General features: G+C 71.8%; 24 protein-coding genes. 8 read left to right on the forward strand and 16 right to left on the reverse strand.

Annotated features, from left to right (window positions below; all coding sequences use genetic code 11):
• Positions 1-122 precede the first annotated feature (122 nt).
• A complete protein-coding gene (locus AB0C03_RS10310; RefSeq protein ID WP_247675150.1) occupies positions 123-263 on the reverse strand; it encodes a hypothetical protein in 141 nt (46 codons plus the stop codon).
• Between the two features lie 288 nt (positions 264-551).
• On the opposite strand from AB0C03_RS10310, the gene AB0C03_RS10315 reads away from it, so the two are divergent.
• Positions 552-1,157, forward strand: coding sequence for an endonuclease domain-containing protein (locus AB0C03_RS10315; RefSeq protein WP_247680199.1), 606 nt, complete (start codon positions 552-554; stop codon positions 1,155-1,157).
• A gap of 334 nt (positions 1,158-1,491) precedes the next feature.
• Here AB0C03_RS10315 and AB0C03_RS10320 read toward each other — a convergent pair whose 3' ends face one another.
• From AB0C03_RS10320 to AB0C03_RS10330, 3 genes are all read right to left on the reverse strand, one after another.
• On the reverse strand, positions 1,492-3,180 hold the full coding sequence (locus AB0C03_RS10320; protein ID WP_357635949.1) for a S8 family serine peptidase: 1,689 nt from the start codon (positions 3,178-3,180) through the stop codon (positions 1,492-1,494).
• Positions 3,181-3,278: 98 nt separating this feature from the next.
• Positions 3,279-4,034: an HAD family hydrolase gene (locus tag AB0C03_RS10325; RefSeq protein WP_210864845.1), complete on the reverse strand. Its 756-nt coding sequence runs from the start codon at positions 4,032-4,034 to the stop codon at positions 3,279-3,281.
• A gap of 12 nt (positions 4,035-4,046) precedes the next feature.
• A complete protein-coding gene (locus tag AB0C03_RS10330; protein WP_210859522.1) occupies positions 4,047-5,015 on the reverse strand; it encodes an EamA family transporter in 969 nt (322 codons plus the stop codon).
• An 86-nt stretch (positions 5,016-5,101) separates the two neighbouring features.
• Between AB0C03_RS10330 and AB0C03_RS10335 the strand changes: the two genes are divergently transcribed.
• The gene (locus AB0C03_RS10335; RefSeq protein ID WP_357635954.1) at positions 5,102-5,647 is read left to right on the forward strand and encodes a CGNR zinc finger domain-containing protein; all 546 of its coding nucleotides are present in this window, start codon (positions 5,102-5,104) and stop codon (positions 5,645-5,647) included.
• On the opposite strand, the gene AB0C03_RS10340 is transcribed toward AB0C03_RS10335, so the two are convergent.
• The 3 genes from AB0C03_RS10340 to AB0C03_RS10350 all read right to left on the reverse strand — a co-directional run bounded on the left by AB0C03_RS10340 (position 5,614) and on the right by AB0C03_RS10350 (position 7,300).
• Positions 5,614-6,213, reverse strand: a complete 600-nt coding sequence (locus tag AB0C03_RS10340; protein WP_030327865.1) for a GNAT family N-acetyltransferase — start codon at positions 6,211-6,213, stop codon at positions 5,614-5,616. The two genes, AB0C03_RS10335 and AB0C03_RS10340, sit on opposite strands and share 34 nt — an antisense overlap.
• Before the next feature lie 101 nt (positions 6,214-6,314).
• On the reverse strand, positions 6,315-6,497 hold the full coding sequence (locus AB0C03_RS10345; protein WP_030327866.1) for a DUF397 domain-containing protein: 183 nt from the start codon (positions 6,495-6,497) through the stop codon (positions 6,315-6,317).
• Positions 6,488-7,300 carry a helix-turn-helix domain-containing protein gene (locus tag AB0C03_RS10350; RefSeq protein ID WP_030327867.1) on the reverse strand — a complete coding sequence of 271 codons (813 nt, stop codon included), beginning with the start codon at positions 7,298-7,300 and terminating at the stop codon, positions 6,488-6,490. Before AB0C03_RS10350 ends, AB0C03_RS10345 begins: the two co-directional genes overlap by 10 nt.
• Before the next feature lie 577 nt (positions 7,301-7,877).
• Here AB0C03_RS10350 and AB0C03_RS10355 point away from each other — a divergent pair.
• Entirely contained in the window at positions 7,878-8,168 is a 291-nt protein-coding gene (locus AB0C03_RS10355) for a hypothetical protein (RefSeq protein WP_030327868.1), read from the forward strand.
• A gap of 32 nt (positions 8,169-8,200) precedes the next feature.
• Here the strand turns inward: AB0C03_RS10355 and AB0C03_RS10360 are convergent, their stop codons facing one another.
• The 5 genes from AB0C03_RS10360 to AB0C03_RS10380 form a co-directional block, all read right to left on the reverse strand.
• On the reverse strand, positions 8,201-9,610 hold the full coding sequence (locus AB0C03_RS10360) for a class II fumarate hydratase (RefSeq protein ID WP_210859516.1): 1,410 nt from the start codon (positions 9,608-9,610) through the stop codon (positions 8,201-8,203).
• Positions 9,611-9,645: 35 nt separating this feature from the next.
• Entirely contained in the window at positions 9,646-12,627 is a 2,982-nt protein-coding gene (locus AB0C03_RS10365; protein ID WP_357635961.1) for an AfsR/SARP family transcriptional regulator, read from the reverse strand.
• 259 nt (positions 12,628-12,886) lie between these two features.
• Positions 12,887-14,554 (reverse strand): fumarate hydratase, encoded by a 1,668-nt coding sequence (locus AB0C03_RS10370; protein WP_030327871.1) that lies wholly within the window; start codon positions 14,552-14,554, stop codon positions 12,887-12,889.
• 125 nt (positions 14,555-14,679) lie between these two features.
• Positions 14,680-16,128: an outer membrane protein assembly factor BamB family protein gene (locus AB0C03_RS10375; protein ID WP_387220349.1), complete on the reverse strand. Its 1,449-nt coding sequence runs from the start codon at positions 16,126-16,128 to the stop codon at positions 14,680-14,682.
• Positions 16,129-16,198: 70 nt separating this feature from the next.
• On the reverse strand, positions 16,199-16,702 hold the full coding sequence (locus AB0C03_RS10380; RefSeq protein ID WP_357635967.1) for an Lrp/AsnC family transcriptional regulator: 504 nt from the start codon (positions 16,700-16,702) through the stop codon (positions 16,199-16,201).
• 139 nt (positions 16,703-16,841) lie between these two features.
• On the opposite strand from AB0C03_RS10380, the gene hppD reads away from it, so the two are divergent.
• From hppD to AB0C03_RS10405, 5 genes are all read left to right on the forward strand, one after another.
• A complete protein-coding gene (gene hppD, locus AB0C03_RS10385; protein WP_357635970.1) occupies positions 16,842-18,047 on the forward strand; it encodes a 4-hydroxyphenylpyruvate dioxygenase in 1,206 nt (401 codons plus the stop codon).
• 192 nt (positions 18,048-18,239) lie between these two features.
• Positions 18,240-19,265 carry an RDD family protein gene (locus AB0C03_RS10390; RefSeq protein WP_357635973.1) on the forward strand — a complete coding sequence of 342 codons (1,026 nt, stop codon included), beginning with the start codon at positions 18,240-18,242 and terminating at the stop codon, positions 19,263-19,265.
• Positions 19,262-20,365, forward strand: coding sequence for a histidinol-phosphate transaminase (gene hisC / locus AB0C03_RS10395; RefSeq protein ID WP_357635976.1), 1,104 nt, complete (start codon positions 19,262-19,264; stop codon positions 20,363-20,365). Before AB0C03_RS10390 ends, hisC begins: the two co-directional genes overlap by 4 nt.
• A 136-nt stretch (positions 20,366-20,501) precedes the next feature.
• Complete coding sequence (locus AB0C03_RS10400) at positions 20,502-21,056, forward strand: hypothetical protein (RefSeq protein WP_245233491.1); 555 nt, start codon at positions 20,502-20,504, stop codon at positions 21,054-21,056.
• 127 nt (positions 21,057-21,183) lie between these two features.
• Entirely contained in the window at positions 21,184-22,107 is a 924-nt protein-coding gene (locus AB0C03_RS10405) for a hypothetical protein (protein ID WP_357635980.1), read from the forward strand.
• 91 nt (positions 22,108-22,198) lie between these two features.
• Here AB0C03_RS10405 and AB0C03_RS10410 read toward each other — a convergent pair whose 3' ends face one another.
• The 4 genes from AB0C03_RS10410 to AB0C03_RS10425 all read right to left on the reverse strand — a co-directional run bounded on the left by AB0C03_RS10410 (position 22,199) and on the right by AB0C03_RS10425 (position 24,822).
• Positions 22,199-22,549: an LPXTG cell wall anchor domain-containing protein gene (locus AB0C03_RS10410; protein ID WP_357635983.1), complete on the reverse strand. Its 351-nt coding sequence runs from the start codon at positions 22,547-22,549 to the stop codon at positions 22,199-22,201.
• 100 nt (positions 22,550-22,649) lie between these two features.
• Positions 22,650-23,906: an outer membrane protein assembly factor BamB family protein gene (locus tag AB0C03_RS10415; protein WP_210857935.1), complete on the reverse strand. Its 1,257-nt coding sequence runs from the start codon at positions 23,904-23,906 to the stop codon at positions 22,650-22,652.
• Positions 23,907-23,985: 79 nt separating this feature from the next.
• Positions 23,986-24,468, reverse strand: coding sequence for an SRPBCC family protein (locus tag AB0C03_RS10420; RefSeq protein WP_357635986.1), 483 nt, complete (start codon positions 24,466-24,468; stop codon positions 23,986-23,988).
• A gap of 144 nt (positions 24,469-24,612) precedes the next feature.
• Positions 24,613-24,822: a DUF397 domain-containing protein gene (locus AB0C03_RS10425; RefSeq protein ID WP_030327888.1), complete on the reverse strand. Its 210-nt coding sequence runs from the start codon at positions 24,820-24,822 to the stop codon at positions 24,613-24,615.
• Positions 24,823-24,888: the final 66 nt, after the last annotated feature.

Genomic DNA, 24,888 nt, shown 5'->3' on the forward strand with positions numbered 1-24,888 from the left:
AAGGCCTGCTCACCGAACATCAGCTGCGCAACTCCGCCTGGGTGCGGTTGCGCCACGACATCTACGCCGACGCACGGCTGGACCGCGACCACGCCCTGGCGTGTCGCGCCGCCCTCCTCCGCCTACCGCAGGCAGTGGTGGTCGGCGGTCCGTCGGCCGCCTACCTGCACGGCGTCCACCACGCCGCGAGCTTCACCGACGACGTGCACGTCCTCGTGCCCCGATCGCTGCGGGTCGGTCCACAGCGTGGCCTCAGCGTGCACGTCAACACCATCACCCCGCTCGTGGCACCGCCCGACCCGAGACGACCGTCAGGCGCGGGGCCAACGCCCGACCCGGGACGACCGTCAGGCGCGGGGCCAACGCCCGACCCGGGGCGACCGTCAGGCGCGGGGCAACCGCCAGATGCGGGGCGTCCGTCGGGCGCTGGACGTCCACGTGATGTGACGCGACCGACGGGAGCAGGGCGACCACCTGTCGGCCGAATGTCGCCACGGCCAGCACCGCTGCTGTCCCGCCAGGCCGCAGTGTCCGCCCGCGCAGGGGGTGTCATGACGGCGAGCGCGGGCGATGGGTGGTCGGCGGCCAGCCCGCTCAGGTCCAGCGAGCGCGATCTGCCGATCCCCCGGTCCGACCCCGGGCGGGCCGCCTGGGAGACGGCTGTCTGGCTCGACCCCGTCCGGGCGGTCGCCATCGTCGACTCGTTGCTCGGGCAGGGTCTGACCGGGCGCGACACCTTGGACGCCATCGCTGCCCGCAATGCCGATCGGCCCGGTGGACGACGGGCACGCTGGGTCTTCGACCTGGCCGACGGTGGAGCCGAGTCTCCGCCGGAGTCGCACCTTCGCGTGCGGCTGGTGCTGGGCGGGCTACCGCGTCCGGCGGTTCAACATCCGATACGTCTGCCCGTCGGGGTTGTCCTGCACCCCGATCTGGCCTGGCCGCAGTATCGGGTGGCGGTCGAGTACGACGGGACGTGGCATTCCGACGCGGAGCAGTTGCACCGCGACCGCCGCCGACTCAATCAGCTGGTCGCCGCGGGTTGGCTGGTCCTGCACGTGACCAGTCGACGGCTGTACGGCGATTTTCCGGCGGTCCTCCGAGAGGTGCGCGACGCGCTGGTCAGCCGCGGATGGCGACCGGCATCATCCAGATGACCAGGATCATCTCGGGTTTCCGGAAACCGCGCCCTCCCTCAGGCTCCGACACCGCGCCTTCAAGAAAACCGAGTCGATCATGACCGAGGCCAGGTAGGCGCCCCCCGGCAGGCGAGCCCGGGACGACGCCCCACGCCGAGACGACAGACCAGGCCCGGGACGACGGACCAGCCCCGAGACGACAGACCAGCCCCGGGACGACAGACCAGGCCCGGGACGACGGACCAGGCCCGGGACGACGGACCAGGCCCGGACACCACAGGGCCCGGTCGACAAGCGTCGACCGGGCCCCGGGGCGTGGTGGCGGTTGGGCCACCTGGCAGTGCGATGTGCGCTACGGGCGCGCGTTCGGCTTGAGCGGGGTCTTCACCGCCGCGTAGGCATCGACGATCCCGTAGCCGTAGAAGCCGTTGAAGTTGACCCCGCCCGCGCAGTACGCGTCGTAGGTCTCGTCCCGGCCTTCGTTGCGGTACTGCTGCAGGCGCGGCTCCGGGCAGGCGTGCTCGGCGGCCGTGCGGTAGAGGTGCTGTTCGACCTGGTCCGGCGACATCCCGAAGCCGGTCCGACCCTGCGCCTTGCCGTGCCGGCTGACGATCAGCGCGGCGACGCCGGCGGCGTGCGGGGACGCCATCGAGGTGCCCTGGAGGTACGTGTAGTAGCCGCACTCACCGTTGGCCTTGCACTGCTTGAAGACCGAGTTTTCGAATCCGGCGACGATGTTGCCGTCGGCGTCGACCGACCCCTCCTCCTGAAGCACGTGCTTCGGGTACGTCGACAGGATCATGTTGGCGTCGGTACGGAAGGTGTCGGTGCCGAAGCCGTCCCGGAACCAACCGCCCGGCGCGGCGACGGAGATCTGCTCGGTGCCGTAGTTGGAGAAGTCCGACTTCTTGCCGGACGGGCCAACCGACGACACACCGATCACGTGCGGGCCTTCGGTGGGCAGGTCCCAGCAGCTCTCGTTGTCGATCGGCCGGGGGTACGGGTCAGCGCCGTAGTCGGGGCTCGTGACGTCGGTACGCGGTGCGCCCAGGTCCTCGTTGTTGTTGCCGAGCGCGCCGACGAGGGTGACGCCCTTGTCGTGCGCGAAGATCAGCGCCCGCTTCATCGCCTTGATGATGGCCCGCTGCTCCGCCTGGTCCTCGGGCGAGTCGGCCGGGTTGGCGGTGCAGTTGTAGAGCCACGGGTCGACGTAGAACGACATGTTGACCACGTCGATCCCGGACCGGCCGGCGTGGATCAGCGCGTTGACCACCGGGTCGAGGAAGAAGTAGCCGGAGTCCTGGCCGCCCTTGAGCTCGACCAGCGAGACGTTCGGGGCGACGCCGGAGAGGCCGAAGCCGTTGGCGGCGGCGCCGATGGTGCCGGCCACGTGGGTGCCGTGCCCGCCGTCGTCGGTGCCGACCGGGTCGAGGCAGCTCGGCACCTCGCAGGGGCCGTCCACATCGGTCAGGTCGGGCGCGAAGTTGCGCGACAGCGACCAGTTGAAGTTCGGCGCGATGTCCGGGTTGCTGGCGTCGAGGCCGGTGTCCAGTACGCCGACGGTCACCCGACGGTCGCCCGGCTCGATCTTGCGGGCCTTGTCGGCCCGGATCATCTCCAGGCCCCACAGCTTGTCGTCGAGCGGATCGAGCTTGGCGCCCTTCTTGGCACCAGCACCGGCGCGAGCACCGGCACCGGCCAGCAGGTGCTCCTGCTCGACGCGGTCCAGCTTCGGCTTGCGGCCGATGGCCTTCTGCTCGGCGGCACCGATCAGCGTCGGCGCGGCGGTCGCCCTGGCCGCGAAGTCGGCCCGGTCGCTGCTGACCTGGAACATGCCGACCTCGTCGGACCGCGACACCACAGTGCCGCCAGCCGCCTTGATAGCGGCGATGGCGGTGTCGGCGGCGACGCCATCCTCGGCGACGACGGTGAAGGCGCGGGAGTCGCTCGACGCGGCGTTGGCCGGCACACCCAACCCCGTAGCCGTAAGTGCCAGTACTGCCGCTGTCGCGACCGTACGGGCGGTGAAGCGCTTGCTCACCACATCGGATCCTCTCGTTGAGGGACGTGGCAGCCATCACACAACACCGGGTCGGATTACGCCAGCTGAACGCCCGTTATGGTCGTGAATTTCTCCGCCTACGCACGCCCACCAAGAGCATCGACACCGGCCACGTCGACACGCGCAGCCGGGAGAGTGTCGGCGCTGTCCGACTCGACGGCCAGACCTGCGAGTGCGGCCGGCAGGTCGGCGATCGTCGACACCTCGGCGTCCGGCGGTCCACCGGGTGGGCGGGACAGACCAAGCCGGTTCAGCCACACCGATCGCAGGCCGAACCGCCGGGGCCCCACCACGTCGTGCTCCCAGGAGTCACCGACGTACACGATCTGCCCGGCGGGCACACCGGCCGCCGCGACCACCGCTGCGTAGAACTCCGGGGCCGGCTTCTTGGGCAGGCCGTTCTCGTGCGCGTACAGCTCGAAGGCGAACTCGCCGGTGAGCCCACATCGTTCGGCGCGGCTGTTGCCGTTGGTGGCGAAGCCCAGTGTGTAGCGGCGGCGCAGCGTGGCCAGCGCCGGTGTCACGTCCGGGAACGGTCGGGTGAGGGCGAACCGGCGGGCGAAGAAGAGATCCGCGAACTCGTCCAGGTGGTCGGCCAGCGCGGCGCGGGTCAGCGACCGGGCCAGCGCGGCACGCCGGATCTCCATCACCGGGGCGGCCGTCAGCTCGCCGAAGACCGCACCCCAGTCGGACTCCAGCTCGGCGAGCGTCACGCCGGCCGCCGCCGGGGTGCGCCGCCGCATCTCGTCGAGGACGGCCACCAGCCCGCCGGTCACGGCGGGGCGCAAATCCAGCAGCGTCTCGTCAGCGTCGAACACCACAGTCGTCAGCACGACGCCACTCTCTCACCGACCGTCGAGCGCCAGCTCGGGTTCGCTCGTGACCGGTGCGGGTGCGGCAGTCGGGGGCGACCGCAGCTCGTCGAGGCGGACCAGGGCGACGCCGGCGACGATCAGCGCACCGCCGAACAGCTGCCACCCCGTGGGCAGCTCGTTCAGGAAGAGCCAGGCGATCAGCACCGCGAAGAGCACCTCGGTCAGCCCGACGAACGACGACAGTCGCGGGCCGAGGATCCGGGTGCCGGCGATGCCGGCGAGGTACGCGATGACGGCGGCGACCAGCGAGAGCCCGGCGATCGGCACCAACCAGCTGGTGGCTTGCCCGGCGAAGGTGACCTCGCCGAAGGTGGCGTGCAGCGGCAGCAGGCCGGTCAGCCCGATGAGGAGCAGCACGGCGGCGCCGACGGCCATTCCTCCGCTGGCCAGGGCGACCGAGGGCAGTCGGGGGTCGACCCGGCCGGCGAGCACGAAGTAGCCCGCCAGGCCGAATGCCGCGCCGAGGCCCCAGAGCACGCCCACCGGGTGGAAGTCGGCGGTGCCGGCGAGGTCGAGCACGAATGCCAGCCCGGCCAGGGCGGCCATCGACCCGGCGATGGTGAGCCGGCGGGGTGGCTGCCCGTGTCGCAGCCACATCCAGACCACCACGAGGATGATGCCGAGGTATTCCAGCAGCAGCGCGACACCGACCGGGAGGTACCGCACGGCGTTGAAGAAGCACACCTGGGCCAGTGCCACCCCGAGGAGCCCGAACAACCCGATGGCCGCGGCGTTGCTCCGCAGCACGTGCCACCTGCCGCGCAGCGACAGCAGGGCGGGGATCGCCAGCACCAGGGCGGCCACGCCGACCCGGGCGATCACCGCGGACTCGGCTGACCAGCCGGCCTCGATGAGCGACCGCGCGAAGGTGCCGGAGGTGGCGAAGGTGACAGCGGAGAGCAGCGCCAACCCGACGCCGGCAGCAGGTCGTGAGTGCATGTCGCGCTCCTCGCAATCGGCGTGGCGTCATGAGCAAACTATCCTTGTGCTGATGACGCTAAGCGGAAGCCGTGACAGGAGTCAAGATGCTATTCGCTCATGACACCGAGTGTTCGTTGATCGCCGCCGCGGCGCTGGTCAACACCGCAGGTCGAGACGGTGAGTTGCTGCCGGACGTCGCGGCCCTGGACGCGTTCTTCGTCCGCTACTCCTACAGCGGCCGGCACGAACGCACCGACGCCGAGTTGCGGGCCGTCCGGGATCTGCGGCCCCGACTGCGCCGCATCTGGCACGCCGAGCCAGCCGAGATCGTCGCGGTGGTCAACGGCCTGCTGCTGGAACACAAGGCGCTACCGCAGCTCATCGAGCACGACGACGAGCCGTACCACCTGCACGCGGTGCCCCGCGACGCGCCGCTGGCCACCCGGATCGCGGTGGAGGCCGCCATGGCGATGGCCGACCTGGTCCGTAGCGGCGAGCTGAGCCGGCTGCGGATCTGCGAGTACCCGGACTGCGACAACGTGGTCGTCGACCTGTCCCGCAACCGGTCCCGGCGGTTCTGCGAGGCCGGCTGCGGCAATCGCGCCGCAGTGACCGCCTACCGAGCCCGACGGGCCGCCGGCCGTTCCTGACCGGCTGTCGCCCATTCCTCGGCCCGCACCTCGTACTCCACCTCGCCCTGCTCGGTGCCCGGAATCGGGTCGTCCCACTGGAGGTGGAAGGTCCGCACGTAGTGCAGCCCGGCCTTCACCATCACCCGCCGGGAGCGTTCGTTGACAGTCATCGTCTCGGCCCAGACCCGACGCACCCCGACAGTGTCGAAGGCGTGCCGCACCAGCGCCCGCGACCCTTCGGTGGCCAGCCCTCGCCCCCACGTCGCGCGGCGCAACCGGTAGCCCAACTCGGCCTCGGTGCCGTCCTCCGACGGGTCCAACGCGAACCAACCGAGAAACTCCCCGGACTCCCGATCGTGCGCCGCCCACCGACCCAGCCCAGGATGCCTGTCGTACTGGGCCAGCAACCTCGGCAACTGCTCGTCCCGCACGGTGGCCAGCGGAGTCGCGACGCCACCGGTGAGAAACCGCATCACCTCGGGGTCGCTGTCCAACTCGACCAGCAGGCCCACGTCATCCATGGTCAGCCGCCGCAACCGCAGCCGCTCGGTCCCCACCGGCGCGGCCACCTGATCGTCACCCATGGCCCGGATCATCCCGCCACCCCGTGGACACCGTCGAGCCGTTTACCCGGCCACCCCAGGTCCGCGCCCCTTCGCCCGCCGTCGCGGGCGAGCCGGTCGCGTCAGCGCGGGGGCGCGGCCACGAAGAGCCGCCAGGAGTACGCGTCGACAACGAGCACGGGTCCGCCCGAGTCCTTACTGTCCCGCACCCCGACCACGTCCCCCAGATTCGTAGCCACCTCGACGCACTGGTCGTTGGAACCACTCCGGCTGCTCTTACGCCACCGAGCCCGGCTCAACTCCACGACTCCGCCACTTCCCTCAGCAACTCGATCGACTCCTGCGGTGGCAACGCCTGCCCGAGGGTAGCTTCCCAGGTCCGTTGTAGACGCAACAGATCCGCAGGCCGGTCGAGTTCTTGGCCGCCGATCTGGCCGCCGAGATAGGCAAGATCGCTGTGGTCGGCCACGGTCGCGAGGATGAAGGGCCCGTTCAGACCGGGATACTCCTCGGCCGAGCGGGGCACCACATGGAGTTGAACCCGTGGATGTTCGGTCGACAAGCGCGCCAGGTGCAGAGCTTGCTCGCACATCACCTTCCGACCGCCGACCCGTCGCCTCAGCACCGACTCGTCAAGCACCGCGACCACATGCGGCGGGCGATCCCCGTAGAGGACCCGCTGGCTGTCCATCCGGTCCGCCAGCCGACGCTCGACCTCGTCGGCATCGAGCAGTCGGTCCGACTCGAAGATGGCGCGTGCATAGCCTTCGGTTTGCAGCAGCCCGGGGACGTGCAGCGGGTCGAACCATCGCAGGGCTCGCGCCTGCGCAAGGATCGCCTGCCAGCCCCGCAGCCAGGGCTGCGCCCGGTCCAGGCTCACCAGCTCGGTGGACATGCGGCCGAACAGGCCGCCGGTCTCCAGTGCCCGGTCGACGAGTTCCAGGTACTTGGCGGTGGGCACCTGCTGACCCAACTCGACGGCGCTGACCATCGACGCCGAGTAGTTGACCGCCTTCGCCAGCTCATCCTGACTCCAGCCGCGCCGCACCCGCGCCCGGCGCAGCTCCGCGACCAGGAACGCCGCCGCCGTCATCTGTCCATCGGCCATGCCCAGCCACTCTCCAACCCGCCGACGATCAACTCCAGCCGACCAACAGAGCCGGCGCGGCCCGGGAACAGGGCAGCTACGACAGGCGGGCCGAACCCTTCCGACCGTAGTCGTCCGATCACCAGACTGTGAAGCGCGGCACCGCTCCCCGTCCCCCGGGGCCCGGCGGCGCCGCACGGGACCGCCCGCTCCCCCGTGCCGGGCGGTCCCACCCCCACCCAAGCCGACCAACCGCCCAAGATCGTGCTCGATCCTGGATGTAGTGGGGTCCCAACGTGCGGAAAGCACTACATCCAGGATCAAGCACGATCTTCACGCGCCGCCGCCCTCGGGAGCGCCGGGGGCGCGGGCGCAGGCGGCCCGCGAGCCCGGCGCACCGAGCGAGCAGCGAGCCTGGGACGGAGCGCGGGCACGGGGCGGAGCGCGGGCACGGGGCGGAGCGCGGGCACGGGGCGGAGCGCGGGCACGGGGCGGAGCGCGGGCACGGGGCGCGGGGTGCGGAGGCCAGCGCGAGGGCGGGGGCGCCGGGTCGGGGGGTGATGCCACAAACGAGTCAGCTCGAAAGGACCGCAACACCATGCCCCGGACCAACCCGGACGACCGCGCGACCACGCCTCGACGACCGCACCTGCCGCTGCGTCCGCTCTGGCTCTGCCGCGTCTGCGCCGCGCCCTGGCCGTGCGCGGTCGCCCGGCTCACCCTCCGCCGGGAGTACGCGCACGACTGCGTCGGGTTGAGCGTCTACCTGTGCGCGGTCCTGCACGAGGCGGTCGCCGACCTGTACCGGCTCAACCCGCACGATGGGCCGGACCCCGCGGCGCTCTTCACCCGCTTCGTCGGCTGGGCGAGGCCACAAAACCTGCGCTGAGCGGGCCGGCTCAGGGGTGGGTGAGGGGTGGGTCAGGGGTGGGTCATCCGAAGCAGGTCCAACGTCTCGTCGAGCTGGGTGTCGGTGAGCTTGCCGGAGTCGACGTGCCCCCGGGAGATCACCACCTCGCGGATCGAGATCTGCTTCGCCAACGCCTCCTTGGCGATCGACGCGGCCTCGTCGTACCCCAGGTAGCGGTTGAGCGGGGTCACGATCGACGGTGAGCCCTCGGCGTACGCCAGGCAGACCTCGGCGTCCGCGACCAGGCCGGCCACCAACCGGTCGGCGAAGAGCCGGCTCACCGCGGAGAGCAGCCGGATCGACTCCAACAGGTTGCGGCCCATCACCGGGAGCATCACGTTCAGCTCGAAGTCGCCCTGCGAACCGGCGAACCCGACCGTCGCGTCGTTGCCGATCACCTGGGCGCAGACCTGCCGCATCGCCTCGGCGACCACCGGGTTGACCTTGCCCGGCATGATCGACGAACCGGGCTGGAGGTCGGGGATGCGCAGCTCACGCAGACCGGCGCGAGGGCCGGAACCCATCCAGCGGATGTCGTTGGCGATCTTGTAGAGGCCCACGGCGATGGTCCGCAGTTGCCCCGAGGTCTCCACCAGCGCGTCGCGCGCGCCCTGCGCCTCGAAGTGGTTACGCGCCTCGGACAGCGGCAACCCGGTCGACTCACGCAGTTTGTCGATCACGGCGGCGGCGAAGCCGAGCGGGGTGTTGATTCCGGTGCCCACGGCGGTGCCACCAAGCGGCAGCTCGGCGAGCCGGGGCAGGGCGCCCTCCAGCCGTTCCATCCCGTAGCGGACCTGCGCGGCGTACCCGCCGAACTCCTGGCCGAGGGTCACCGGCGTGGCGTCCATCAGGTGCGTACGCCCCGCCTTGACCACCGTCTCGAACTCCGCCGCCTTGGTTTCCAAGGTGGCCGCCAGATGCCCCAGCGACGGCAGCAGGTCCTCCACGATGAACTGGGTGGCCGCCAGGTGGATGGAGGACGGGAAGACGTCGTTGCTCGACTGGGAGGCGTTGACGTGGTCGTTCGGGTGCACCGGCGAGCCCAGCTCACGACTCGCCAGGGTGGCGATCACCTCGTTGGTGTTCATGTTCGACGACGTGCCCGAGCCGGTCTGGAACACGTCCACCGGGAACTGGTCGTCGTAACCACCGTCGGCCACGTGCGCCGCGGCGGCGGCGATGGCGGCGGCCACGTTGGCGTCGATCACACCCAGCTCGCCGTTGACCTCGGCCGCCGCGCCCTTGATCTGGGCGAGGGCCTTGATCTGGGCCGGCTCGATTCCCCGGCCGGAGATCGGGAAGTTTTGCACCGCCCGCTGGGTCTGCGCACGCCACAGTGCCTCGGCGGGCACCTCCACCTCGCCCATCGAGTCACGTTCGATGCGGTAACCGGTCGCCTCTGGAGTCGTCACGCGTACCATCCTGCCGCGCCCGTGGCCGACTCGCAGATGATCCGTCAGCCCAACTCGGTGAGCAGCCGCTCCGCCTCGTGCCGGTCCGGCGACTCGACCTCCCGGAACAACACCAGCGCCTGCTCCAGGTGCGCGCGGGCCGCCGTCGGATCCGTGGTCAGCACGCACCGGGCGATGCCCTCCAACGCCCGGGCCTTCTCGTAGCGGGCAGCGAGCCGGCTGGCGTCGGCGAGCACCCGGCGGTGCAGGTCGAGCGCGCTGACCGCGTCACCCTGCTCCAACATCGCCCGGGCCAGCAGGTTCCGGGAAGCACACTGACCGATTCGGTCGCCGGCGTCCACCATCGCCACCAGCGCCTCCCGGTGCAGGGCTGCGGCACGCTCCGGATCGCCGGCGACACGTTCCATCACACCGATCTCGTTGAGCACCTCCCCCTCACCGAATCGGTTGCTGGCCCGGCGCTTGAGGTACAACGCCGTCCGCAGCAGGCGACGGGCGGGGCCCAGGTCACCCATCCGGTGCCGGATCATGGCGAGGTGCCCCAACGCGTTGTCGGTCTGCCGGCGGTCCTTCGCCTGCCGGGCCGCCAGGAGGTGCAGCCGGGCCAGGCGTAGCGACTCGTCGTACCGGCCCCAGGCGATAAACGCGTAGGACACGTTGTTCAACAGATTGGTCAGCGCATGGACGTCGACCAAGCCGCGGATCATGTCGAGCGCCTCGTCGAACTTCGCCTTACCCAGCCGGTGGTCACCGTTCGCGGCGTAGGAGACGCCGAGGTTCCACAGCGTGCTGAGCGTGTCGTCACGGAGCCCGAGCCGGCGGCGCACTGTCAGTGCCACCTCCATCGCGCTGATCGCCTCCGGGAAGCGGGCCAACCGGAAGTACGCCGACGAGAGGTAGTTCAGCATGGTGGCGTAGGCCGCCTCGTCGCCCAGCCGCTCGGTCACCCGAAGCCCGATAGTGTGGGTCTCGATCAGCTCGTCGAGGTGCCCGCCGTCGAAGTTGAGCCGCCAGCAGGCCCGGGCCAGCTGCCAGCACTGAACCGGGAAGTTCTCCTCCTCCGCCTTCCGGACCAGGGCGGTGAGCGCGACATGGTTCTCCTCGAACCACGCCCGCCCCTCGGCCACCGGGACAGCCAACAGGTCCGGCCGACCGGGCGTGCGCTCGGGAATGTTGCGACGACTGCCCGCCGCCTCGACCGTCCGGGCGATCGCCAAGGTGACCGACAGGTGATGATCCAACAGCCGCTCCACGGCGGCGCGGCGTTCGGTCTGCCGCTCCGGGCCGACGAGCAGCAGCCGAGCGTACTCGCGGAGCAGATCGTGCAACCGGTACCGACCCGGCTGCACCTCCTCCACCAGATGCGCGTCGACCAACTCGTCCAACTGCTCCTGGGTGTCGGCGAGGGGCAGGTCGACGAGGGCGGCGGCCACCCGACTGTCGAAGCGCCCCGTCGGGTACAGGCCGAGCAGCGGAAACAGCCGCTGCGCCGACGGTGAGACCTGCGCGTACGACAGTGCGAACGCCTGCCCCACCGAGCGCTGCCCGGCGGTCAGCTCGGCCAGCGGGCCCGCCCCGGCGACCAGCCGCTCGGCGAGGTCGGCGACCCGCCAGCGCGGCCGGTGCGCCAACCGCGCGCCAGCCAGCCGGATAGCGAGCGGCAGGTGGCCGCAGCGACGCGCCACCTCGGCCGCCGCCTCCGGCTCGGCGGCGATCCGCTCCATCCCGGCCACCCGACCGAGCAGCTCGATCGCCTCGTCGGCGTCAAGGACCGGCAACGACGACGGCCGGCCCTCGTCGACCCCGATGAGCCGGCGGCGACTGGTGATGAGGACCAGGCTCTGCGCGCCGTTGGGCAGCAACGGCGCCACCTGGTCGGCACTGGCCGCGTTGTCCAGGACCACCAACGCACGGCGGCCGGCCAGCTCGATCCGCCAGAGCGCCAACCGGTCGTCCAGGTTCTCCGGCACCCGCTCCACCGGCACACCGAGCTGCCGCAGGAGGGCCGCCACGGCCGTTGCCGTTGTCAACGGTCGGCGTTCGCTGTGCCCGTGCAGGTCGATGAAGAGCTGGGCGTCGGGATAGCGGTCCGCGAGCGCGGTGGCGACGTGTACGGCAAGCGTGGTCTTGCCGCTGCCCGGCATCCCGTCGACCACCTGGATCCGGATGCCGTCCTCCTCGATCTCCTTGACCAGGCGGGCCACCGTCTCCTGCCGACCGATGAAGTCCCCGATCGCCCGGGGCAGGGAACGAACCGGGCCGACGGGTGGGGCCGGCCGACCGGCCAGGGCCAGGTCGCCGGCGAGCACCCGTTGGTGCAGCTCCTGCAGCTCGGCACCCGGTTCGATGCCCAACTCCTCGGCGTACGTCCGCCGGCCCTCGCGGTAGACGGCGAGTGCGTCGGCCTGCCGCCCGACCGAGGACAACGCCAGCATCAGCTGACCTCGCAGCCGCTCCCGCAACGGATTCCGGTCGACGCTCTCCGCCAACTCCTCGATCAGCTCAGCTGCCTGACCGAGGCGCAGTTCGACGTCGACGCACTCCTCCAACGCGGTGAGGCGTTGCTCGTCGAGCGTCTGGGCGCGACGGCGGACGCTCCGGCTCGCGATGCCACCGAGTGTCGGCCCCCGCCACAGGGCCAGCGCGGCGCGGAACTCCATACGCGCCTCGGCCAGCCGGCCGGCGACGACCTGGGCACGGGCCACCTCCACGCGCCGGTTGAAGACTTCGGCGTCCAGGTCGTTCGGTGCGGTACGCAGTCCGTACCCCGCCGGGTCGGTGACGATCAGCTCAGGCGCCAGCCCGAGTTCGGTGAACCGGCGGCGCAGCCGCGACACGCAGGTCTGCAACTGCGCGCGGGCGGTGGCCGGCGGGTGGTCCTCCCACACCGCGTCGACGAGTTCGTCGACCGGCACGAGCCGGCCGGCCCGCAACAGCAGCATGGCGAGGACGGTCCGGTCGCGTCCCGCGGTGACAGTGGCTTCGCCACCGCCCACCCGCAGAGGCCCCAGGATCCCGAACCGCATCTACTCTCCCGCGTCAGTGGTGCAACTTCCAGCAGAGTAGTCCGGTGGTGACAGATCGCCCCGGCCAGGCAAGAGTGATCTGAGAGCGGATCGACAGTGATGCGCAGCAAACTCACTTCGGGTTGTCGGTGACGGCATCCGACGGGGGCGGTGCGCCCGTCCCACCCCAGCGGGGCGGGCGTACCGATTGTCGGTAGAACACGGGCGACAGACGGGTGCCGGGCGGATTCGCCCGGCACCCGTTCGCGTTGCGGTCGGGTCAGCGGCGGCCGACGGTGAGCACCGGCTTGGTGACCTCGGCGAAGAAGTCGTTGCCCTTGTCGTCGACCACGATGAAGGCGGGGAAGTCCTCGACCTCGATCTTCCAGACCGCCTCCATGCCCAGCTCCGCGTACTCGAGCACCTCGACGTGCTTGATGCAGTCCTGGGCGAGGCGGGCCGCGGGGCCGCCGATCGAGCCGAGGTAGAAGCCGCCGTGCTGCTGGCAGGAACGGGTCACCTGACCCGACCGGTTGCCCTTGGCCAGCATCACCTGCGAGCCACCGGCCGCCTGGAACTTCTCCACGTAGGCGTCCATCCGCCCGGCGGTGGTCGGGCCGAAGGAGCCGGACGCGTACCCCTCGGGGGTCTTCGCGGGGCCGGCGTAGTAGACCGCGTGGTCCCGCAGGTACTGCGGCATCGGCTCACCGGCGTCCAACCGCTCGGCGATCTTGGCGTGGGCGATGTCCCGGGCGACGACAAGCGGGCCGGACAGGGACAGCCGGGTCTTGACCGGGTACTTCGACAGCTCGGCGCGGATCTCGTCCATCGGCCGGTTCAGGTCGACCCGGACGACCATCTCACCGTCGAGGGAGTCGTCGGTGACGTCGGGCAGGAACCGGGCCGGGTCGGTTTCGAGGCGCTCCAGCCACACGCCCGACGGGGTGATCTTGGCGACGGCCTGGCGGTCCGCCGAGCAGGAAACGGCGATCGCCACCGGGCAGGACGCGCCGTGCCGGGGCAACCGGACCACCCGCACGTCGTGGCAGAAGTACCGCCCACCGAACTGCGCGCCGATGCCGAAGTTGCGGGTCAGCTCCAGCACCTGCGCCTCCAGCTCCAGGTCGCGGAAGCCGTGCGCGCTCATCGAACCCGAGGTCGGCAGCGCGTCGAGGTACTTGGCGCTGGCGTACTTCGCGGTCTTCAGCGCGTACTCGGCGGAGGTGCCCCCAATGACGATGGCCAGGTGGTACGGCGGGCAGGCGGCGGTGCCGATCAGCCGCAGCTTCTCCTCCAGGAACTGCATCATCCGCACCGGGTTGAGCAGCGCCTTGGTCTCCTGGTAGAGGTACGACTTGTTGGCCGAGCCACCGCCCTTGGCCATGAACAGGAACTTGTACGCGTCGGGGTGCCCGTCCGGGTCCTCGGCGTACAGGTCCACCTGGGCGGGCAGGTTGCTGCCGGTGTTCCGCTCGTCCCACATGGTCAGCGGGGCGAGCTGCGAGTAGCGCAGGTTGAGCTTGGTGTACGCCTGGTAGACGCCCCGGGAGATGGCCTCGGCGTCGGCGCCGTCGGTCAGCACGTGCCGGCCGCGTTTGCCCATCACGATGGCGGTGCCGGTGTCCTGGCACATGGGCAGGACACCGCCGGCGGCGATGTTGGCGTTGCGCAGCAGATCCAGCGCGACGAACCGGTCGTTCGGCGAGGCGGCCGGGTCGTCGATGATCGCCCGGAGTTGCGCCAGGTGCGCGGGGCGCAGGAAGTGCGCGATGTCGTGCATCGCCTCGGCGGTCAACGCGGTGAGCGCGGCCGGCTCCACAGTGAGGAACCGGCGGCCTCCCGGGCCGTGTACGACGTCCACGCCCTCGTCGGTGACCAGGCGATAGTCCGTCTGGTCCGGGCCGGTCGGCAGCAGAGGGGCGTACGAGAATGCGGCGGCACTGCTCATGAGCGGCAAGCCTAGGGCAGACCGGTCGATCACTCCCACCCGCCGGGCGGGTCCTGGGACGCCGCTCTCATCCAGCAGGCGCGCCGGGCCCGGCCGCCGTGCGCATCGTCGGGCGAACGGCCCGCTCAGCCGTCCTTACCGCCGCCCGGGTCGGGGCAGAGTTCGCCCTTCGGCCCGCAGTCGTCGTTGTCCGGCCCGCCGGGGTCGGTGCCGCCCGGCCGGGGATTCCCACCGTCGCCGGGCGGCCGGGTGGACGAGCCGCCGGCCGCGCCGACGAAGCGGACGTACCCGATCTCCCGCCCCTCGCCAATGATCATGCCCTGTGATCCGACGGCGAGAGCGTTCGCCGAGGTGCGCAGGGCGGCCAGCTCCCGGCCGGTGCGCGGGTCCAGGGCGGCCAGCCGGGACGGCTTCTCGTCGGCCACCACCACCGCGTACGGGGTGAGCGCCGCGCCGGCCTTGCCGCTGGCCTGCCGTGTCCAGAGCACCTTGTCGGTGCCCAGCTCACGGGCGATCACGGAGCGTTTGTCGGCGGCCCGGAACACCGCGGAGCGATCGTCCACAGCGATCAACTTGGTGCCCGACTCACCGACCCAGAGCAGCCGTCCGTCGTACCCGTCGATGACCGCCTCGCGGCCGTCGGGAGCGACGCCGATCAGCACGTTCCGCGCGCCCTGCGGGTCCTCGCGTTGCACGCAGCCGGCCGAGTCGGCGGTGCGCAGGTTGACGCCGGCCCGCTGCCAGGCCTCCTGCCCGGTGGCCGAGTCGCGGGCGGAGATGGCGAAGTAACAGGTGCCGTCCTGGGAGCGGGCGGCGATCCGCAGCAGCCGACCGCCCACCACGGAGAGCCGCTCGTCCCGGGCCGGCTCGACGTTCTGCAACACCCGGCCGGTGGCGGTGTCGACCACGTGGACCCGACCGTCGACCGGGAAACCGAGCAGTGGCGGCGCGGCCTCCGCCCCGGCCACCCCGTCGTCGATCCGGTTGGCGGTGAGCCGGCGGGTGCCGCGCAGACCCGGGTTGTCGGCGAGCAGGCCGCTGTGCACTCCGGGCAGGAAAGCCGTCCACAGCGGCGCGGTGCCACGCGGGTCCCAGGCGCTCAGGGTGCAGTCGGTGGCGTCGGTGCAGCGGGCGTCGAGGAGCAGATTGCGGTACGTCCAGACGGCAACCGCGTCGTCGTCACGTCGCCGGGTCACCCCGGTCGTCGGGTCGAGCAGCTCGTACCCCTTGACCAGGAGCTTGCCCACGGCCACGACTGGGTCACGGTCACCGCCGGCGACCGCCGCCCAGTCGGCCTTGCGCTCCCAGAGCTGGGCGCCGGTGGCCAGGCTGCGGGCCTCGACCCGGGTGCGCTGCTCGACAACGACGGCGTCGCCGGCGATGGTCACGCTGCGCGGAGTGCCGCCGACGCGTTGCTGCCAGACCACGTCGGGCTCGGAGATGGGTTCGCTGCGGTCCACCCAGTCCCACAGGCCGGGGAACGGGTTCCACACGCCGGTCGCGGCGAGGGCGACGACCACGGCGAGGCCGAGCAGCAGCCCACCGCGCACGCTCCCCTTCGCCACACCGCACACCGTAGCCACGATCACGGATCTTCCGTACGCCCGCGTCGCCGTGTCGCCGCGCTTTCTGGGCGGGGAGGTGTTACAGCGCCCTTCCGTCGGCCCGCACGGCGCTGCGCACCAGCGGAAGCGTGCGGTAGGGAATCTGCTCGGCCAGCGCGATGATCGTGGAGGCGCGGGTGATCCCGGCGGACGAGACGATCTGGTCGATGACCCGTTGCAGATCCGTGTTGGAGCGGGCCACGATCCGGCAGAGCAGGTCGCTGGAGCCGGTGATGGTGTGCGCCTCCAGCACCTCGGGGATGGCGGCGAGGTGGGCGGTGACCGGGTCGTGGCCGTGTCGCTGACTGATCTCCAGGGTGACGAAGCTGGTCACCGCGAACCCGATCGCGGCCGGTGCGATCTCGGGGCCGAAGCCCTCGATGACCCGCCGCTCGATGAGCTTGTCCAGCCGGGCCTGGACGGTGCCCCGGGCCACCCCGAGCCGCCGGGAGCACTCCAGCACCCCGATCCGGGGCTCCTCGGCGAGCAGTTCGATCAAGCGCACGTCGAGCGCGTCGAGCTGTACATTCTGCTCACCATTCATGGGTTCAGACCATACCGAATGTGCAACCTGACCAGCATTTCTGTCAACAGTTGCCCACCCCACACCGGGCCAGCGATCCTCGCCACAAGAACCGACCACGGCGGCCCACAAGGCCGGCCGGTACGCGAGGGAGCCCATCATGACCCAGGCGATCGACCGACCCCAGTCGACCGAGGACGTCGACATCGACCGGCTCGTGGGAGCTGTCGACCACGACATCAGCCACGACCCGTTCCCGGTCCGGGGCCTCGACCACGTGCACTTCCTGGTCGGCAACGCCAAGCAGGCCGCCCACTACTACTCCACCGCGTTCGGCATGACCTGCGTGGCGTACCGCGGTCCCGAGCAGGGCTACCGGGACCACGCCCAGTACGTGCTGACCAGCGGCTCGGCCCGGTTCGTGCTGACCGGTGCGGTACGCCCGGACGCCGACGGCTCCGAACACGTGGCCCGGCACAGCGACGGGGTCAGCGACATCGCGCTGGAGGTGCCGGACGTGGACGCCGCGTACGCGCACGCCATCGCCCAGGGCGCCGCGAGCGTCGCCGAGCCGCACGAGGTGAGCGACGAGCACGGCACCGTGCGGATGGCCGCCATCGCCGCGTACGGCGACACCCGGCACACGCTTGTCGACCGGTCCCGCTACACCGGCCCGTTCCTGCCCGGCTTCGTGGCCCGCGGCCCGATCGTGGACCGGCAGCCGATGATCGACGCCGGCATTCAGCCGAAGCGCTTCTTCCAGGCCGTCGACCACGTGGTCGGCAACGTGGAGCTGGGCCGGATGGACGAGTGGGTCGAGTTCTACAAGCGGGTGATGGGCTTCTCCAACATGGCGGAGTTCATCGGCGACGACATCGCCACCGACTACTCGGCGCTGATGAGCAAGGTCGTGGCGAACGGCACCCGCAAGGTGAAGTTCCCGCTCAACGAGCCGGCGATCGCCCGCAAGAAGTCCCAGATCGACGAGTACCTGGAGTTCTACCAGGGCCCGGGCGCGCAGCACATCGCCGTCGCCACCAACGACATCCTGGCCAGCGTCGACGCGATGCGCGCCGCCGGTGTGGAGTTCCTGGACACCCCGGACTCGTACTACGACGACCCCGAGCTGCGCGAGCGGATCGGCAACGTGCGGGTGCCGATCGAGGAGCTGAAGGCCCGCAAGATCCTGGTCGACCGGGACGAGGACGGCTACCTGCTGCAGATCTTCACCAAGCCGGTGCAGGACCGTCCCACCGTCTTCTTCGAGCTGATCGAGCGGCACGGCTCGCTCGGCTTCGGCAAGGGCAACTTCAAGGCGCTGTTCCAGGCGATCGAGCGGGAGCAGGAAGCCCGCGGCAACCTGTAACACTTGCGACCGTGACGCAACCTCCGTCGTACCCGACGCCGCCGGTCGGTGGGCCCCGACCCACCACCGGCGGCGTCGCGCCGCTGCCCGGACCACACCCTTCGGGGTACGCCCCGCGACACGTCCATGACGAGTTCGCCGGGACGGTCGTCGTTAAGGTGTCCTCGTGAGTGAGCGAAGCGGAACGGCCGCGTGAGCGTTCAACCTGGTTGGTACGTCGACCCCGCCGACACCGAGACCCGGCGTTACTGGGACGGCGAGGGTTGGCTCGGCGCGCCCATCCCCGTCGACGCGACCCCGCCGGACGGCCCGCCGCCACCCGAGCCACCACCCGCGCCGGTCGCCCCGGCCGAGCCCGCGACGTCGGCAACCCGCGACGCGGCGACCGCCGCGCCGGGCTGGCCGCCGCAGCAGGGCCCACCCCCCGGGTACGGCCCGCAGCAGGGCCCACGCCCCGGGTACGGCCCACAGCAGGGCCCACCCCCCGGGTACGGCCCGCAGCCGGGGCACGGCCCGGGTTGGGGACCCCAGGCCGGCCCACCCGGATGGGGACCGCAGGCCGGCCCACCCGGATGGGGACCACAGGCCGGTCATCCTGGCTGGCCCGGACGGCCGCCCGAGCCACGACCGCACGGCCACCGGCTGGCCGGCTACGGCCGTCGGCTCGCCGCCCGGGTGATCGACTTCGGCCTCGTCTTCGCCCTGAACGTGGTCGTCAACGGCTGGTTCGTCTGGCGCTGGGCGCAGGAGTGGGCACCGTACTGGCAGGAGGTCTTCCGGCGCGCGGCGCGCGGCGACACCTCCGCCGAGGGCCTTCCGCTCCCCAGTGAGCAGTCCAACTCCCTCCTGGTGGCGATCCTGCTGATCGCCACCGCGCTCTGGCTGGCGTACGAGGTGCCCGCCATGGCCGCCGGTGGGCAGACCGTCGGCAAGCGGATGATGCGGATCCGGGCGGTGCCGATCGCCGCCGACCAGCCGCTGGGCTTCCGCCGGGCGTTGAGCCGGTGGAGCACGCTGGGCCTGCCGACGCTGCTCTGGTACTGCGCCGGGCTGGGCCTGGTGCTGCAACTGGTCGACGCCCTCTCCCCCCTCTTCGACCACCCGCTGCGCATGGCGCTGCACGACAAGCGCGCGCAGACGGTGGTCGTCGAAGTCCCCAACCGGCCCGATTCCGCCCCCTCGAACGACCGCAACCAGCCCCCGGGAGACACCCCATGACCGACTCCGGACGTCACCAGCCGGCACTGCGGCTGACCCGCGCCGACCTGGACGCGCTGCCCAACTACGTGCCGGGGCGCAGTCCTGCCGACCTGGCCCGCGAGTTGGGCCTGCCGGAGGCCATCAAGTTGGCCAGCAACGAGGTGCCGTACGGCCCGCTGCCCGGCGTGGTGGAGGCGGTCACCGAGGCGATCACCACGTCGCACCGCTACCCGGACATGGGCGTTGTCGCGCTGCGGGACGCATTGGCCGAGCGGTACGGCGTCGACGCCGACCGGATCGCCACCGGCTGCGGCTCGGTGGCGCTCGCCGAGCACCTGGTGCGGGCCACCTGCCTGCCGGGTGACGAGGTGCTCTACTCGTGGCGGTCCTTCGAGGCGTACCCGATCATCGTGGCGACCAGCGGCGCGACCAGCGTGCGGGTGCCCAACGACGCCGGGCACGGGCACGACCTGGCGGCGATGGCCGCGGCGGTGACCGACCGAACCAGGGTGATCTTCGTCTGCAACCCGAACAACCCCACGGGTACGGCGGTGCGCCGGGCCGAGTTGGACCGGTTCCTCAACGGGGTGCCGGACGACGTGCTGGTGGTGATCGACGAGGCGTACCGGGAGTTCGTCACCGACCCGGAGGTGCCGGACGGTCTCGACTACCTGGACCGGCCCAACGTGGCGGTGCTGCGCACCCTGTCGAAGGCGTGGGGGCTCGCCGGGCTGCGAATGGGCTGGCTGGTGGCCCAGCCGGTGGTGGCCGCCGCCATCCGCAAGGTGGCGACCCCGTTCTCCAGCAGCACGGCGGCCCAGGCCGGGGCGCTGGCCGCGCTGGCCCAGGCGACGGAGATGGAGCGCCGCTGCGCCCTGGTCGTCGCCGAGCGGGACCGGGTCACCGAGGCGCTGCGCAAGTTCGTGCCCGAGGCGCCGACGAGCCAGGCCAACTTCGTCTGGCTGCCGTTGGGCGAGCGTGCCGTGGCGTTCGGCAAGGCGTGCGAGTCGCGCGGGGTGATCGTGCGGCCGTTCGCCGGGGACGGCGTCCGGGTCACCATCGGCACCCCGGCGGAGAACGACGCATTCCTGGCCGCTGCGGAGACGGCGCTGACCTGAGGACCGACCGGCCATCTGTGACCAATTAATGACGGATGGACGGTTTGTCCGGTTTGCTCCATTTTTTGCCCTATCTTCCGAAGTAGTCGACGCGCCGAGGATCGCGTCGACTCACTTCGAGAACGGGGTAAAACACGTGCGTACTGCCAAGATCTGTCTGGCCGGCGCGGCCGCCGCGGCGATGGTCGGCTTCCTCGCCGCTCCGGCCGCCGCCGCGCCCGACGACACCACCGCCACCACGTTCGAGGTGCTCGCCGGCACCCTCGACATCGTCGCGCCGACCACCGCCGACCTTGGTACTGGTGCCCCCGGTGGCACCATCACCGGGCAGCTCGGCACCGTGACCGTCGACGACTCCCGAGGCGCCGCCGACGCCTCCTGGGTCGCCTCGGTGACCTCGACGGTCTTCCAGACCGGCGGCGGCTCGCCGCCCGAGACGGTCCTGCCGGCCGAGATCGACTACTGGTCCGGCCCGGCGACGGCGACCACCGGTGACGGCACCTTCACCCCCGGGCAGACCACCGCCGGCGACGCCGCACCGCTGGACAGCGTCACCCTGCTCACCGCGTTCACCCACAGCGGCGGCACCGGCGGCAACACCGCCAGCTGGAACCCCACCCTGGTGGTCAACGTCCCGCTGGACAGCATCGCGGGCGTCTACACGGGCACGGTGACACATTCCGTGGCGTAGCCGCCGGGGGCGGTCGACCATCGCGGTCGCGCTCGCCCTGTTCTGCCTCGCCGGTCCGGGTCTGTCGACCCGGGCCGGCGCGGTCGAACCGGATGCGGGTTCGGACGACGGCACCATCGGGATCCGGTTGCTGGAAGCCCCGACCGAGCGCCGCGCCGACCCCCGGGCGCTGCGCTACATCGTCGACCACCTACCGCCGGGGACCACCATCAAGCGGCAACTGCTGATCGTCAACCGCACCGACCAGACCCGTCGGGTCGACGTGTACCCGGCGGCCGCGACAGTGGAGGGTGCGGCGTTCCGCTTCGGCGAGGGCCGCGCCGAGAACGAGCTGACCTCCTGGGTCACCCTCGACGAGCGCTCCGTCCAGCTGGGACCGCGGGGCGAGACCCGGGTCCGCGCGACCGTCACGGTGCCGCCGGCTGCCTCCCGGGGCGAGCGGTACGGGGTGATCTGGGCGTCCACCACCTCGACCCCCCGAGCCGGCGGCGAGATCAGTCAGGTCCACCGGGTCGGCGTCCGGATGTACCTCGACGTCGGGCCCGGCGGCGAACCCGCCTCCGACTTCTCGATCGGCGAGGTGCGCCCGGCCCGCAGCCCCGCCGGCGAACCATCGTTGACCGTCCAGGTCACCAACACCGGAGGCCGTGCCATCGACCTGACCGGCGCGGTCGCCCTGGCCGACGGCCCGGCGGGCAGCCGGGCCGGCCCGTTTCCGGTCGGGCAGGGCGTCACGCTGGCGCCGGGCGCGTCCGGGCAGGTCATCGCCCGGTTCCCGGCCGCGCTGCCGAACGGCCCCTGGAAGGCGGAGGTGAACCTGGAGAGCGGTCTGGTGAAGCGCGGCGTCACCGCGCAGATCACCTTCCCCGACCCCGGTCAGGTCGGAAAGCAGGGCAGCGTCGTCTCCCGGATCGTTTCCGGGTGGACGGTGGCGGCGGCCGGCGCGGGGCTGCTGCTGGTTGTCGGCCTCGCAGTGCTGGTCCGCCGCTCGCGCCGGTCCGATCGGCCAGCCAGCAGCGAGCCGAGGGAGCGCGTCCCGGCCGGTCGTTGACCCCGCACCACAGCCCGCCCTTCGCCGAAACCCGCCCCTCGCCGAGGCCGTCAGCCCGGCCGCCGCCGGCCAGGCCCGTCAGCCCGGCCGGTCAGCTCGGTCGGCGGCGGCGGGCGGCGAACCAACCGATGACGATCAGGGCCGCGCCCAGCACGGCGAGCGGCAGCGCCGACCCGCCCGATCCCGTGACCGGCAGCTCGCCGTGACTGGGCGAGGGTTGCGGTGGTGCCGTCGGCGTGGACGTGGGTGGCGGCTGCGGGGTCGGCGACGCCGGCAGGATCTCGAAGGTGACGCCGGTACCTCCGGACGGCTCGGGCCGCGCGACGCTGAACCCGGGTACCGAGGCGGGTTCCGCGGCCAGCACCGGCGACACCGCCAGCGTCAGGCTCGCGGCGGCGGCGAGCGCGCCGCCCACGAGGTAGTTGGCTGCTGTCCTGGCCATGCGCCGACCCCTTCCACCGGAAATCCGAACCGTGAAAAACATACCCTTTTCGGACAAAGAGGTAGAACGGTTCACGATTCCGCGGTCGAAGACGCCACCATCAGGTGGCGGCCAGGATCACCGCCTCGCCGGTGTAGTAGTAACGCCGGTCGTCGCCGTCGGGGTCGACCGGCTTACGGAGCCGCTCGACCGCGACGAACCCGTCCTCGGCCGTCACCGCACCGGGCGCCCAGCCGGTGCCGTCCGAGCCGACGTTGAGCACGAAGCGCGACAACTGCCTACCGGTCACCGGGTCCACAGTCACCAACTCGTTCGCCTCGGTCAGCAGGTGCACCCGGCCCGGCTGCGCGGCCAACACCCGGGCCACCCCCAGGCCCGCGGACCGCCACAGCTCGCTGCCCGTACGCGCCGATCGACCCACCACCACCCCGTCGAGTACGGCGACCGACTGCTCACCGACCAGCACCGCACCGGCCGGGTCCAGCGCGGGGGCGGCGACCGGCCGGCCGGCGTCCACCAGCCAACCCCGACCACCCTCGTCACCCGGCCCGGCGGTCCGCAGCCCCAGACAGTCCGACCAGCCGGTACGGCAACCGAGCGGCGTCACCACCAACGCGTCCGGGCCGTTCGGCGGTCGCCAACGCTCCCGTACCGCTCCCGTCGCCGCGTCCCGGAACTCGACAGTCGCCGCCCCGGCGCAGGTGTCCAGACCGATCAGCTGCCCGGCGGCGGTGGTGCCGACGTCGCTGCGGCAACTGCCGGGCAGCTTGACCCGCCACAGCTCCCGACCGCCGCTCAGCTCGACCCCGCGCGCCTGGGCGTCCCCGGTCACCACCAGCACGGTCCGCCCGTCGGGGAGGTCGGTCAGCTGGAGCCCCGGCGCATCCCAGACGGTCGCCGCCCCGGTACGCCGCACCAGTGCCGCGCTCTCGGCGGGCTCCGGGCCGTCGGCTCGCCAGAGCACCCCGCCGGTGCGGGCGTCGAGTGCGACGAGTTGCCCGTCGGACCAGCGGCTGACCACCGTGCTGCCGCTGGCCACCACCCCGCTCAGCTCTGCCGGCCACCGCCGGTACGACCAGTAGGGGCTGGTCCGGTACCGTCCGTCGACCGGTCGGTCGGCGTAGACCTGGCGGTGTGCGGCGTACACCCGCAGTCTCCCGTCGACGATCAACGGGGCGACCGGCAACCGACCGATCACTCCGGCAGCCGGTCGGGCCGGGGCCGGGTAGTCGCCCCGCGCCACGGTGCTCACCTCTGCCGGCGCGAGGACCCGGTGGACGATGACCGCGACCGCCGCCGTCGCGAGCAGCGCCGCGACCGCGATCACGAGCCGTCGCCGGCCTCTCGGGAACCTCATGCCGCACCTCCGCCCGGCACCCTACCCAGCGGAGGCGGCCGGACCCCGGTCAGGTCGTGGCGGGGCGGCTGGTTGGCGTTCAGGCGGCTTCGACAGTGCCGGTGGCACCGGCCGCGACGGCCAGATCGGCGAGATCACGCCAGAGTGCCGCCTCCACCGCCCGGGCGGCCAGGCCGCCGAGCAGCAGCGCCACCACCCGACCGTACGGAGCGGTCGGCACCGCCTCCTGGGTGACGGTGATCGCTGTGCAGCCCCGGCTGCGGCGACGGACCGGCCGCAGGCCCCAGGTGATGCGATAGTCGGCGCCGGCGCCGGAGGAGCAGAGCACCAGTCGCTGCGGGGCGAGCGCCTCCACCACCAGGAACTCCTCGGTGAGCGTGCCGCCGCCCGGCTGGACGCGCTCCTCACGCCAGGAGGTGCCCGGACCGAACGGGCCGGGGGTGAGCACCTCGATCGGGCCGGCGGCGGTCAGCCGCGCGGCGCGGCCGGGCAGGTCGGTCAGCAGACGCCAGACGTCGACAGTGTCGGCCTCGATGATCCCGGTAATCGCCACCGTCGACATGCCACCCTCCCGTGTCCCCGACGGTACGCGGAGTGAGGGCCGGACGGGGCCCCCGGGACGGAATTTCCACCTCCCGGGGGCGATGCTGTCCGATTGGGCGGTCGCTTCGGCACCGGTCGTCGTCGACCGGTGCCGAAGCGCCGGTCAGCGCTCGAAGCGACCGGCCCGAATCGCGCCGATGAACGCTGTCCACCCCGGCGGGCTGACCGCGAGTGTGGGGCCGGCCTGATCCTTGGAGTCGCGGACCCCGACCAGACCATGGACATCGACCAGGTTGTCCGCCACTTCCACGCAGAGCCCCTGGTCGTTGGAGCGGCTACTGGTACGCCAGACCGCGCCCGCAAGATCGTGCATCGTCGTTACCTCCGTTTGCGTCGGGATGCCCACCGCTGGCGGCCGGGTGGAGCCCGGCTCGGATTG

Origin of the sequence: Micromonospora parva (genome assembly GCF_040649675.1) — a bacterium.
GTDB lineage: Bacteria > Actinomycetota > Actinomycetes > Mycobacteriales > Micromonosporaceae > Micromonospora > Micromonospora parva.

Coding starts and splice junctions, on each gene's coding strand:
- AB0C03_RS10315 (WP_247680199.1), top strand. CDS start 552: ATGACGGCGAGCGCGGGCGATGGGTGGTCGGCGGCCAGCCCGCTCAGG.
- AB0C03_RS10330 (WP_210859522.1), bottom strand. CDS start 5,015: ATGCACTCACGACCTGCTGCCGGCGTCGGGTTGGCGCTGCTCTCCGCT.
- AB0C03_RS10335 (WP_357635954.1), top strand. CDS start 5,102: ATGCTATTCGCTCATGACACCGAGTGTTCGTTGATCGCCGCCGCGGCG.
- AB0C03_RS10340 (WP_030327865.1), bottom strand. CDS start 6,213: ATGGGTGACGATCAGGTGGCCGCGCCGGTGGGGACCGAGCGGCTGCGG.
- AB0C03_RS10350 (WP_030327867.1), bottom strand. CDS start 7,300: ATGGCCGATGGACAGATGACGGCGGCGGCGTTCCTGGTCGCGGAGCTG.
- AB0C03_RS10355 (WP_030327868.1), top strand. CDS start 7,878: ATGCCCCGGACCAACCCGGACGACCGCGCGACCACGCCTCGACGACCG.
- AB0C03_RS10360 (WP_210859516.1), bottom strand. CDS start 9,610: ATGGTACGCGTGACGACTCCAGAGGCGACCGGTTACCGCATCGAACGT.
- AB0C03_RS10365 (WP_357635961.1), bottom strand. CDS start 12,627: ATGCGGTTCGGGATCCTGGGGCCTCTGCGGGTGGGCGGTGGCGAAGCC.
- AB0C03_RS10370 (WP_030327871.1), bottom strand. CDS start 14,554: ATGAGCAGTGCCGCCGCATTCTCGTACGCCCCTCTGCTGCCGACCGGC.
- AB0C03_RS10380 (WP_357635967.1), bottom strand. CDS start 16,702: ATGAATGGTGAGCAGAATGTACAGCTCGACGCGCTCGACGTGCGCTTG.
- hppD (WP_357635970.1), top strand. CDS start 16,842: ATGACCCAGGCGATCGACCGACCCCAGTCGACCGAGGACGTCGACATC.
- hisC (WP_357635976.1), top strand. CDS start 19,262: ATGACCGACTCCGGACGTCACCAGCCGGCACTGCGGCTGACCCGCGCC.
- AB0C03_RS10410 (WP_357635983.1), bottom strand. CDS start 22,549: ATGGCCAGGACAGCAGCCAACTACCTCGTGGGCGGCGCGCTCGCCGCC.
- AB0C03_RS10415 (WP_210857935.1), bottom strand. CDS start 23,906: ATGAGGTTCCCGAGAGGCCGGCGACGGCTCGTGATCGCGGTCGCGGCG.
- AB0C03_RS10420 (WP_357635986.1), bottom strand. CDS start 24,468: ATGTCGACGGTGGCGATTACCGGGATCATCGAGGCCGACACTGTCGAC.
- AB0C03_RS10425 (WP_030327888.1), bottom strand. CDS start 24,822: ATGCACGATCTTGCGGGCGCGGTCTGGCGTACCAGTAGCCGCTCCAAC.